This is a genomic window from Pseudomonas sp. Snoq117.2, from assembly GCF_900110545.1.
Lineage (GTDB): Bacteria > Pseudomonadota > Gammaproteobacteria > Pseudomonadales > Pseudomonadaceae > Chryseomonas > Chryseomonas benzopyrenica.
Genome location: NZ_FOED01000031.1, coordinates 1 through 11,341 on the forward strand (window position 1 = coordinate 1; position 11,341 = coordinate 11,341).

Sequence of the window (11,341 nt, forward strand, 5' to 3'; positions counted from 1 at the left end):
CAGCGCGTACGATTGAACTCGTCCGACATCAAGAGAGCGGTAGCCTTTTTTAGGATCGCTTTCTCCCGTTCCAGTCGGTCGATCCTGGCTTCCAGCTCCTGGATTTTCTGCTGTTCGGGCGTCAGTGCTTTGCTCTTCGGGGTAACGCCCACGCGCTCCTCTTGAAGCTGTTTTACCCAACGGCGCAGGGCCGACTCAACCACTCCCAGTGAACGAGCTGCTTCGATATGGCTGTAGCCCTGATCGAGCACCAGGCAGGCGGCCTCTCGTTTGAACTCGGGCGTAAAGGAACGACGTTGCTTGGTCATCAGACACCTCTCTATGGCGAGCATTCTCGCCCTAAACCCTCACGCACAGGTAACCCCCCCGCTTACCGTTTAGGCGCTCACTGCAGCTGCTGATCGAGATGGCGAGAAGCTTGCTGCTTCGACCTGGTATGGCAGCCGCTTCGCCGGCGCGCTCCCGGACCAGTTGCCCGATCTGGGTAGGGCCGCCGGCACGAGGTGGCGTATATCAATGCTCGACACCTGCAGGCGCCGTGCACGGCGGATTCAGCGCGGCAGGGCTTCAGACGGTTAGGCTCGGGGAAGGGAGCAGTGCTGAGCGCTGGATGCCTTGCCAGAAAGGTGGAGCAGCGCAAGAGCGATTATAACGGCGGGGGAGATCCAGGCGATGCCGGCCAGCATCCATCCGAAAAAATCGTTCCAGCCAGGCACAGGCGCCTCGTAAAACAGGTGGGAGGGAGACCAGCTGATCTTGCCGTACCAGTAGAGGCCGGCGAGTGCGTAACCGGCCATTAAAACCGCAGTCGCTAGGGCTGCGAGGCCGCATTTTGCTCGATCCATAATGACCGTCCTCTAGGGGCTGGTAACTGATTGTACCCACTTCGCTATCCACTTCACCGGTCAAGGTCTCGCCGCTTGGCTCTTCTACTATTGATATGAGCGTTTATTGAATGCATTCCCCTTGCAATCCAATACAGGATCCAATGCAAGAGCTTGCTGGTGCGTTCGACGCGGTAACTCAGCTTCATCACATCATTGGCTAGACGGCGAATATTCAAGTTGATTTCCTTGGCAGGTCGATCACCCTTCCTTTGCAAGACGCCATCTTGAAGGTAAAGACCGATTTTAGAATAAGCGCGCGCTTCATGGGTGCAGCTAGCGTCGCTAGGTTTAGTAATACGTCAGCGATGCCACCTCGCACTCGATCGCTTTGATGGACATCGGATTGGTGCAGCATGTGGCGCCTGCGCTGTTGCGCTATGGTGCCGGTACAGATCCAGCGCCGATCGCCGATTTGCTCCCTGAAAGGGGGCGAACTGCCTTTCCTTCCGCGTATGGCTGCTCTCAAGGCCAGCTCAAGCACCTAGCACGCAATCGACACGAAGCTGCCGGTTTCAGCTTGCGCGAGCTAAGCTCCTGGCCCTTCGCTCTCTCGAAGCATCTGCAGCAGGCGAGCGCGCCGGCTCTCCAGTTCACCGATCTGACGCTCCAAGTTCTCCAGGCGCTCGCGCTGGGCAGCCGAGGTCTCCGGGCAGGCCTGGGCGCCCTCGATCAGTCGCATGCAGTCCGGGAAGCCGCGGATCTCCGCCAAGCTGAAGCCGGCGCCAAGCAGGCGCTGCAGCTGCCGAACCTGCGCCACCGCGCTGGCCGAGAAGTGCCGGTAGCCATTGGTACCGCGGCCAGCCGCCAGCAGGCCCTGGGCCTCGTAGTGACGTAGTGAGCGCACGCTGACGCCGGTGGCGGTAGCCAGCTGGCCAATGCTGAGGGAAGGCGCGGGTGCAGGCATGGCGACGGTCCGAAGCGTTGGTGGCAGGAAAGATCCACTATCGCATGACACGCGGCGCTTGACCCTGACACTGGTGTCATCCCCGAGAATCGAGACTCCCTTATTCCGGAGAGCCACCATGAGTCGTGTGCGACTGCTATCGCTGATCCTATTGTTGAGTCTGACCAGTCTGGCCGCCCAGGCGCGGGAATGGCGAGTGACGGCCCCCGACGGTGTGGTGCTCGCTGTCCAGGAACAGGGCAATCCCCGCGGTATGCCGATCGTCTTCATCCACGGTTTGCTGGGCAGCCGGTTGAATTGGGACGCCCAGCTTACGAGCGCTGATCTGAGTCGCTTTCGCCTGATCACCTACGACCTTCGCGGCCATGGCCTTTCAGGCAAGCCGTCCGATGCCGCGGCTTATCGTGAGGGTCGGCGCTGGGCCGACGATTTGGCCGCCGACATCGCTGCCACCGGTGCCCGCCAACCTGTGCTCGTAGGGTGGTCTCTGGGCGCTACGGTCATATCCAACTACTTGGCCGCCTATGGGGACAGCGCCATTTCCGGTGCGGTCTACGTTGACGGTGTCATCGAGCTCGCGTCAGCGCAGATCGTGCCGCACCCGGAGATCTACAGGGACCTGGTCTCATCTGATCTGCGCACGCATCTGGATGCCATCCGAGATTTCCTCGCCCTGTGCTTCGCCACGCCGCCGGCGCCGGCGTTGTTCCAGCGCCTGTACGCCAACGCTGCTATGGCATCTTGGAACATGCAGAGCGCCGTGCAGGGTCAGGATGTGGCGGCCGCCACCGGGCTTGGCCGCGCGCAGGTGCCGGTGTGGCTGCTCTACGGCGAGAAGGACGCCTTGGTACGGCCGGAGGCATCTATCGCTCGGGCCCAGGCGCTGAATCCGCGCGTCATTGTCACGCGCTACGCTGAGTCTGGGCATGCGCCGTTCCTGGAAGAGGCGCCACGCTTCAACCGCGACCTGGCAACCTTCGTCGACCGCGTAGAGAGACGCCAGCCATGACTGTTTCCAATTTCCCCGGTTTCGAGCGGCTCTGCCAGGACACCCCGTCTGCCGTCTTCCGCGGTGTGATCGGCGGCCAGGGACCGGCCGTGCTGCTGCTGCACGGCTATCCGCAGACTCACCTCACCTGGCGCCGTATCGCCCCGGAGCTCGCCCGGACGTATCGGGTGGTGATACCTGATCTGCCAGGCTACGGCGCCAGCCGTCAGCTGGACCAGGGATCTCGCTGGACTAAGCGGCGCGTAGCGGCGGCCTTACTGGAGCTGATGGACGCGCTTGGGCTTGAGACCTTCGCCGTAGTTGGCCATGACCGCGGCGCTCGCGTCGGCTACCGACTGGCGCTAGACCATCCGGCTCGCGTCGAGCGCTACGCGTCGCTCACTGTGGTGCCCACACCCGAGGCCTGGGCGTCCCTCGACCGAGCACGCGGACTTGCGAATTTTCACTGGACCTTTCTTGCTCAACCAAGCGACCTACCCGAGCGCCTGCTGGCGGCGGATCCCGATGCCTTTCTCGAACAGGCGCTTGCGCGCATGGCGGGTGGACTCAACCGCGTTGAGCCCCATGCGCTGGCAGCCTATCGAGAGGCCTTTCGCGATCCTGCAGTGCGCCGCGCTATCTGCGAGGACTACCGCGCCGGCGCTGACGAGGACCTGGGGGACGATCTTGCGGACCAGGCCCGGGGCCGGCACTTGGACTGCCCGCTGCTGGTACTTTGGTCGGCGGCCCAGGTCACCGGTGAGCCGCCTACGGCTATCTGGCGCCGGTGGGCCCGCGACGTTCGCGGCAAAGCCTTACCAGGTGGTCATCTGCAACCGGAGGATTGCGCGGCCGAGGTGCTCGCCGCGCTGGTGCCGTTCCTCGCGGGAAGACCGGAAGCCGGCGGTAATACGTCGTCCGCAGGCGAGGAAACCTGACAATCAGCGCTTGCGCCGATGACGGTCGTGATACCCGCGGAACAGGGGTCGGCGCGTGGCCGTGTTCTTTTCGGAAAGTCCGGCAATCCAGGGTCAGGTCGTGACATTGAAATAGGTGTTCCCTAAAGCAAAGGAACACCTCATGACAATCTACGAAGTTGCCACACTCGCACTGAGCGCAACCGCGACCCTCTTCGCAGCGTTGGCCTACCTCGCCCCGGTAAAGGCCCCAGCACCAGGGCCCAGCGTCACGCCCCCGACTGCAATTGTTCAGGTATTTATCGTGGGAGACGCGGGCAGAGGCCGGTGACGGCCACCTGCAGACCCTGTAGCGCTATCAAAGCGATAGCGCTTCTTGTCGAACCGCGTGGAGTTGGCATAGCGCTTTCTCCTATAAATGCTCGATGTTGAAGCGCGCCAGATAATCCGAAGGCTCGTCGCCTGTGGTCACAACCTCATGTGGGTAAGGAAGGCGAGGCTGCCCCTCCTCGCCAAACCAGCCGGGAGCAGCGTGGTACCGGCGAAGATGCTCAAGAAACGCTCCGCGATCGAAGCGCAGGCCCCGCCCAGGTTGTCCCGCGAGCTCAAGGTCGATGCATGCGCTATGCAGCTCGAGGAAGCCATTGTGCAGTCCGCGGCTGTCTTCGATTACGGCAGTGTAGAGACAGTGATCGAAGCTGGCCCGGTCGGCATACGTGTACCACTCGAACCATTCCCCGGGTCCACCCGTAGCGATGCCAGATAGTACAGCCGACGACTCCTGGCCCATTCGCTCAAGCGAAACACTGAAAGCTAGGGCTTCATCGAGATAGGCCTTCAGCGACGCCGGATCTTCGGTGCGAAGAAAAAATTGCATGGACGACACGGTTTTTTCCCTATCAGGTCGTAGTTTGCCAGGTCACTTCAATCCGAAATGCCGCTTCAGCTCGTGGATACGAATGGCGCGGTGACGATGTGTGTCGGCAGTATCTGCATCAGGCTGGACTGCACCATATGCAACAGCTGCCATGTACCGTTCGTCCTGCTTGACCAGATCCACCAGCTCCTGCAACAGGCTTTGCATCTCTTCGTAGATAGCCATATCGCTCTTCCGGTCCGAGCTACGCTGCGTCAGTAGGTGGGCTAAAACGCACCCACCATTCCTGGGCCAGCTGTGCGCCGTTCCCTCCATACTCGAACCCGCGTAGCTGCAAGCCGTGCGCGGAGATGGACAGTAGACGAACGTCGACGATGGGGTCGAGTACGTTGGTACCGCTCTCGTTGAGTAGAGCAGCCTCGGATACTAGCCGTGCAAGCACAGGATTGCGCCCTTCGGCCATGTTCAAGTCTCCGACGGAGAATCCTGGCTCGCGTCCCTTAGCAATCGGTTTCCCATTTTTGAATAGGGGCATGACCCATGCTTTCATTGATGCCCACCATTTTTAGTCAATGAGCGTGCCGTCTACGGCAATCCGCCAAGTATAGCGATCGCCATGCTTCACGTGATCGGGAGGGCAGCTATATGTAACGCTACCATCCCGATTGAGACGCCTTGGCTGAGCCAGACGATCGCATATTGGACATTCAAGTGGCGGGAAATCGCGATGTGTCTCGATAGTGCTCATGACCGGCTCCTAGTGCCGCTATTGAATAGGCGGCGTAGCGGAAGAAGCGCTAGCAATACGAGCAATGGCATCCTGTCCAAGCACTTCTATCGTCGTCGGCATCAAACCAAATAGATCTTGGGACAGCCCAGTTGCCATCAGGTGCTCGCTTCGCCCATTTGCCTGACTGATGTTCTGCACGAAGTACTCCACGCAGCCGCTGACACCGTGCTGCGCTACCGCGCCGCATAAGGCTTCAGCATGGTCGCCGTTGAGTACGAAGAACACGCGCTCATGGAGGACGATGGCGGTCGTATCGCAGCCGTAACCAGCGCTGCTGGGGTTGTAACTGATGTGCACGGCAGCAACGAAGCTACGAGTGACGTTCGGGGATCGCGTCCCGGTAACTGGACAGGGACTGCTCTTCATTCCGAGTGAAGCCAAAGCTGCAGGGCGCATGGTGTAGGTCCTCTTGATACGATGTTGGATCAAGGTCGCACCAGTCGCCGAGAATGCAAGGCCAGCGTTGATCTAGAGAGCTGCTACCGCACCGAGAGCAGGTCAGGTACTAACGCATTCGCTACAGGTTGATCGAAGACCAAGCTGACCACAGCAAAAAGCCGGAGAGGGCCGTCATCAGGACGCACTCTGCCAAGGGTGGCCAGGGGCTCAGCTGGGCCTCCTCGAGCATCTGCCGCATCAGCGGGTCCGATATGTCGGCATGACCTGTGCGGTTGCCGTGCCACCGATACCAGGCCATCTGACCCGCACCAAACGCACGAAGAATCGTAAACGAGCACACCAGCAGGGCTACCCAGCCGAATGGTTGGACCAGGGACGCCGCTGGAGAAATGACCTGATCAGTGAAAGTTGTCATGGTTATGGCTCATACAGAAGAATATATGCAGTAACAATGTAGCCCTATGCCATTTTAGGCAAGTATCTTCACGAAACCATCGATAGAACCTGAGGACCGCATCGGCATCATTGTATTGTGAAATTTAATCTCTTTTCCCCGTCAGTGGTATGCAGAACTAGAGTCAGGCATTGGTATACTGTAATAATATACACTTCGATTTTACTTTCGCTTCGCTTAACGTTATTCAAATAGTCGTCAAGTGTTATTTTAAGGCGTTCTAAATCCTGCCAGCGCTCATCCTCTACTATAGTAAAACTGTAAAGATTATCTTCTTCACTGGAATTTTTGATCGTGATTTCAATCGGAAGGAACATCCGCTCTTGAAGATCAGATATCACTTTAGAATGATGCGTGACGACTTTTCCGCCGTTATCCTTAAGTTCCAGTGCCTCTTGCTGTATCCTAGCAATGTCTACCGCTTCACCGGGGGAAGGGGTTAACCAACGATAACCAAACTGTTTCGGCCTAAAGCTATTCCCAACCCACCTATAGGATTTACTATCTTCCCATTCCAAATTCTTTGGCGCAAACAAGCGACAAATATCAAAAAGCGCACGACCGTCTGGCATAAATAGAATCGAGTCTACGCGTATCTTATTCGGGGTGACATCGATCAATTCGTTATCTTCATTCCGCCACACAGCGTGATGCTGAGCCACATAGCAACTTCCTTCGCCTTCGATACTCCACAGCGCCCATCCGTAGATTACCTCCCCGCCGTGTTTTATTACTTGTTCAAGACAGTTAAACCAGCACTTTCCGAGAGAGTAACTAGCCGTTATATCAACAGGAACATTGATAATTTTAAGATCATCTGTGTAGGGCTTTCTTTCTGCGCCGCGTGGGGGAACGCAATCTGACTTTCTTAGGAACTCGCAGAATAAGTGGAACTCCTGACTCTTATCATCAGGCACCTGCTGTGTTCTCTGTTGCGTCTCGGACATCAAAAAGCCCCTCAAAAGCAGGTTTCGTGCTAGGTGCAAAGTGCGCTCACAATCATGGCCTAGACGCGATTTTAAGTGATAATAGAGCGCTATAGGGTAACGGAGCTAATCCTTACAATGTTCTATTCTGTAAGTATAAAACCTTCCGATTCTGATCATCTAATCCTTACTCGCCAGGATCCGCGTCAGCTAAAACCTGCGCTCCTATTTCGACCGCCTGCTCTAGAAGAAGTAAGTAAAACTGAACATCTTGGAATGCGATCGTCCCATCTGGGCGCTCTAGAAATCTCTCCAAGCGATTGTATCTTTCATCATCCCTGTCATACTCAATGTCTATGTATATCTCACCATTATAGGACCCTCTCGACCAAGAATTGGAAAGACTGCCACAGGCCTCCCAGCCTATACCATTGCTATCAAGCCACTTTATTATCGCTTTTCTGCCAGCGTGGTCTTCATAAAGAACCTCTGAAAGCAGATCGCCGTTGAAGGTCAAAAACAGCACCGGTCGCTTTTTCTGCCGGCAAATCTCGTCGATATATCGGACGATTCGAGGCATGTAGCATCTCACTTTTTCAGTTTGATTAGCCACATGCCAGTGGATGACTCTTGCCAAGACCCTTCAAGCCGGTTTGAATTTTCAAAACAATGAAGAGTGGCGGTACAGTCAGGATGACCTACACATTTTAATGAGTAGTGGCCTTGACCTATAGAATGACCAGAATAGGTCGTCAGCAGCCCGTCGAAAACATACTCAACTTTTATAAAATCGTTATCTATGCGGACATCGCAGTTAATTACTCGCCTGGACTCAGCTCTATCTGCATACCATTCCATTTCACATCCCTGATAAAGCATAAAGCGCTCTCCTAAATAATAAAAACAACCATTTGCGATTGTTGCGATGGGGCTGTTTTGCCCACGACCTACTAGGTTGTGCGGCGACGAGCTATCTAAACCTGAGGCTGCATCCCCGCCCTAGGAGCGGAGGCGAATTATGCGGCCCAAAACCGGACCTCACGGTTTCTCACTGAGAGACCCGTAAATCGAAGACTAACCTCGGTGGTTACACCCGTGCACTAGGAACTTGCATTCTGGAAATCGCCGGTAGCTTGAAGGTACCTCAAGACTTTCGAGCTACCGCCATGCAGCACGTCGCCCCTACCCTCTTCCACCCCGCTGACAACCAGGCCATCAGCCTCCTGGACATCACGGCGCCGGCGCGGCTGGTTGAGCCCTCCCTGGCAGAGAAGGTGCGCGCCGCGGTCGCGGTGGTGAAAGGTCTGCTGCAGGCAGGCAAGCACCTGGTGGCCGCATCGTCCTTCGGCAAGGACAGCAGCGTCATGGTCGCGCTAGCCCTGCGAGCGATGGAAGAGCTGCAGGCCGAGGGGTTCACCGTCCCTGAGCTCCACGTCATGAACAGCGATACGCTGATGGAAAACCCGGTGGTGCACGCCTATGCCCAGGGCGAGATCAAAGCACTTCGCGCCTATGCCAAGGCCAAAGCGCTTCCGGTACGGGTGTGGATCTGCCGGCCGAACCTCACCGAAAACTGGCTGGTGTCGATGATCGGCGGCCGTACGGTGGCCAGCCTCCCGGGCAACAGCGCCAAATGCCAGCAGCAGTTGAAGAAGGCGCCGCTGGAGCGCACCAAGCGCCAGATCCGCGCCAAGATCAAGGCCGAGCTGGGCAAAGCTTTCCGGGACGAGGATCTTCTCCTACTGATCGGCACCCGCCGGGACGAATCGGCGGCCCGCGAGCGGAACATGGAAGCCCGCGGCGAGCGCGCCGATGTCCCTGTCAACACGGCCAAGCCTGGCGAGACCCCGACCTGGGTGCTGAGTCCGATCGCCGACTTCACCACCGAGGACATCTTCTGCTTTCTGGCTGAAGTCACCAACGAGCGCTTTCAGACCTACTCCGACTTCAAGCGCCTCACTGATGTTTACCGGGACGCGGCCGGCGAATGCATGATCAACGTGTTCATCCGTGACGGCGGCGCCGAGCGCAAGACTTCATGCGGAAGCCGTCATGGGTGCTGGGGCTGCCTGCGCGTGAGCACCGATCGCAGCATGGAAAACATGCTGGCCGAGGAGTCGGGCAAGCATCGCTGGATGAAGCCCCTGAACGACTTCCGCAACTACCTCAAGGCCCGGCACTACGATCCGGCCGCCCGCAACTCGGCGTCGCGCACTGTCGACCCGGACACCGGCTACCTGACGATTGCCGCCAACGCCTATTCGCCGGACTTCTGCCTGGAGCTCTTGCGCTATGCCCTGACGATCGATGCCGAAGAGGCCGACTGGGCCATGGCCAACCGCAAGCCGCGGCGCTTCACGCTGCTGGGCATGAAGGAGATCCTGACGATCGACCTGTACTGGGGGCGCTACGCCTACCAGCGCCCGTTCACCGCGCTCAACGAATACCGCGAGATCTGTGAGCGCGGCCGCCGTTACCCGATTCCTGAGGCCTACGAGGAGCACCCACGGTCTGCGCTGAAGGTCGGCCAGTCGATCCAGGTTCCTTTCGCGGATCGCCACTTCAACGGCTTCCATGAGGGCCTGCGTTCGGTAAGCGCTGCAGCCGCCGGCGCCGAGCATGTGATCAACAAGGGCGGGGTCTACTACACCCACGTCAACGAGACGCAGGAATTCGATATCGACGACGAGGGGGTAGAGCTGTTCTACGAATTCGAGCTCGACCGCGCGCTCGAGTATTACGGTCCGCACACGGACGTCTATCCCTCCGAAGTCGTGCACTACCTGGCGCGCTTCGGTGTGGTCTCTTTCAAAAAGGGTGGCCACTCTTCCTGGGATCGCATGTTGCGGATTGGCAACCAGCTGCATCGCGCCGGCGTGCGCGACGTGCTTAACGATCCTGAGGCGCTGGCGGCGCGGCTGCGTGCGTATGCGGCGTCCGCCGAACGGCCTGCTGCAGCTCCCCGGCCGCAGGCGGCCGAACGGCCGGCGCCCGCGGTGACAGACTCTGGCCAGTACCTGATGGCTTTCTAGGCTCGGCGCTTCTCCTACGAGCGCCAAAAGGCAGCTCGGGAGGCGCTCAGGGTGAACAAAGGGTCGGATTCAGCGGCGAATGGGACTGGTGCCCGAAGTGCTGCGGCAGGACAGAAAGGCCCGTCAATAGAATTGCTCTCGGGGGAACTCTCTTCCTGTGACCACCAAATCGGCGGGCTCGAAGTAGGTCGTCGTGTTCATGTCGTGTATCAAAACAACGTAGCCGAACAGCCTGTCGCCTTCTTCGCTGATACCCAAGATCACGCCCCTTTTCCCATAGTGTTCGTGATCAGCGTTGCAGATTTCGACCTCGTGAAAAAAGCCTATGGTTTCCGCCATCTCGTTGATTCTCTTGTAGAAGAAAGCCGGCCGCAGGATCGCGACTCACCGATCCGAAGGGCTCTGGCGCGTGACCTTGACCGGTCGAGTTATCCGGGAGTCTAGTCCGTCTGGGGGTGCGGATTCACCCCTTGCATTCTGGGCGCACGTGCCATGCTTTAGCCGTACCGACACAGCCCTCCAGGGTCGTTATCAGCCGGCGAAAGACAAGCTCAGCCAATCGAACGTAGGAACTGTCATGTCCATCGATCCCCGCCAGAAAATCGAGCATCTGATCCGCCTATCAGCGGGCACGACAGGATTCCAGGGCCGGACCGTACGACTGGACAATGGGCACGTCGCACTCTGCACATCAACGTACAATTACAGCCAGGACGACGAGACGCGCCACCTGGTCGCCGAGCGCATTGCACTGCTCTGGAACCTCGCTCGTTCGATACCGACCGACCAGCTCTCGCAGCTCGCGTTGCTGCCACGACCGAGGACCTGATATGCGTTTTCTCCTGAGCATTGTCTGGACGGCCATGTGCCTCGCCTTCTTCATGAGGCTCGGCTTCGCCCTGCAGATCATGGATCCGGTGGATGTGTTTCTGGACAAGGATCGCTGCGCGGTCGTGAAGTCGTACGGTGCGTCGAGCTGCAAGGTCAGAGGCAGAGCCGAGGGCAACCTCGACGGTACCTGGACCATCACGCTGCCCGAGCCGCCACTGACGATCCAGATGCCGGACGGCCCTATGGCCTATCAGCAGCCGCATTGGCGTCTGCAGGGGGGCAACCTGACCGGTGTCGGACTGTTCGCTGGTCTGGTGATCTCTTCCCTGGCTGGGA

13 protein-coding genes and 1 pseudogene are annotated in these 11,341 nt (G+C 58.4%); 5 read left to right on the plus strand and 9 right to left on the minus strand.

Annotation, left to right across the window (positions count from 1 at the left end):
* Positions 1-308: pseudogene (locus BMZ43_RS25445) on the minus strand (transposase); the annotation flags it as partial.
* 1,105 nt (positions 309-1,413) lie between these two features.
* Positions 1,414-1,791: a MerR family transcriptional regulator gene (locus BMZ43_RS25455; RefSeq protein WP_007162528.1), complete on the minus strand. Its 378-nt coding sequence runs from the start codon at positions 1,789-1,791 to the stop codon at positions 1,414-1,416.
* Positions 1,792-1,909: 118 nt separating this feature from the next.
* On the opposite strand from BMZ43_RS25455, the gene BMZ43_RS25460 reads away from it, so the two are divergent.
* A complete protein-coding gene (locus BMZ43_RS25460) occupies positions 1,910-2,800 on the plus strand; it encodes an alpha/beta fold hydrolase (RefSeq protein ID WP_093257720.1) in 891 nt (296 codons plus the stop codon).
* Positions 2,797-3,717 carry an alpha/beta fold hydrolase gene (locus BMZ43_RS25465; protein ID WP_093257723.1) on the plus strand — a complete coding sequence of 307 codons (921 nt, stop codon included), beginning with the start codon at positions 2,797-2,799 and terminating at the stop codon, positions 3,715-3,717. The genes BMZ43_RS25460 and BMZ43_RS25465 overlap by 4 nt, the downstream gene beginning before the upstream one ends.
* Before the next feature lie 391 nt (positions 3,718-4,108).
* Here the strand turns inward: BMZ43_RS25465 and BMZ43_RS25470 are convergent, their stop codons facing one another.
* From BMZ43_RS25470 to BMZ43_RS25495, 6 genes are all read right to left on the minus strand, one after another.
* A complete protein-coding gene (locus BMZ43_RS25470) occupies positions 4,109-4,573 on the minus strand; it encodes a hypothetical protein (RefSeq protein WP_143075339.1) in 465 nt (154 codons plus the stop codon).
* Positions 4,574-4,615: 42 nt separating this feature from the next.
* Complete coding sequence (locus tag BMZ43_RS25475) at positions 4,616-4,798, minus strand: hypothetical protein (RefSeq protein ID WP_093257728.1); 183 nt, start codon at positions 4,796-4,798, stop codon at positions 4,616-4,618.
* Between the two features lie 541 nt (positions 4,799-5,339).
* Entirely contained in the window at positions 5,340-5,759 is a 420-nt protein-coding gene (locus tag BMZ43_RS25485) for a hypothetical protein (RefSeq protein WP_093257733.1), read from the minus strand.
* A 121-nt stretch (positions 5,760-5,880) separates the two neighbouring features.
* Entirely contained in the window at positions 5,881-6,177 is a 297-nt protein-coding gene (locus BMZ43_RS25490; RefSeq protein WP_093257736.1) for a hypothetical protein, read from the minus strand.
* 107 nt (positions 6,178-6,284) lie between these two features.
* Positions 6,285-7,163, minus strand: coding sequence for a hypothetical protein (locus BMZ43_RS26350; protein ID WP_143075340.1), 879 nt, complete (start codon positions 7,161-7,163; stop codon positions 6,285-6,287).
* Positions 7,164-7,329: 166 nt separating this feature from the next.
* Positions 7,330-7,722, minus strand: coding sequence for a hypothetical protein (locus tag BMZ43_RS25495; protein ID WP_093257739.1), 393 nt, complete (start codon positions 7,720-7,722; stop codon positions 7,330-7,332).
* A 586-nt stretch (positions 7,723-8,308) separates the two neighbouring features.
* Between BMZ43_RS25495 and BMZ43_RS25505 the strand changes: the two genes are divergently transcribed.
* Complete coding sequence (locus tag BMZ43_RS25505) at positions 8,309-10,174, plus strand: phosphoadenosine phosphosulfate reductase domain-containing protein (protein WP_093257742.1); 1,866 nt, start codon at positions 8,309-8,311, stop codon at positions 10,172-10,174.
* 123 nt (positions 10,175-10,297) lie between these two features.
* On the opposite strand, the gene BMZ43_RS25510 is transcribed toward BMZ43_RS25505, so the two are convergent.
* Positions 10,298-10,513, minus strand: a complete 216-nt coding sequence (locus BMZ43_RS25510) for an Imm31 family immunity protein (protein WP_093257744.1) — start codon at positions 10,511-10,513, stop codon at positions 10,298-10,300.
* A 238-nt stretch (positions 10,514-10,751) separates the two neighbouring features.
* Between BMZ43_RS25510 and BMZ43_RS25515 the strand changes: the two genes are divergently transcribed.
* A complete protein-coding gene (locus BMZ43_RS25515; protein WP_007163066.1) occupies positions 10,752-11,003 on the plus strand; it encodes a hypothetical protein in 252 nt (83 codons plus the stop codon).
* A gap of 1 nt (position 11,004) precedes the next feature.
* Positions 11,005-11,341: hypothetical protein (locus BMZ43_RS25520; protein WP_093257747.1), on the plus strand; the 337-nt coding region annotated here is incomplete at its 3' end.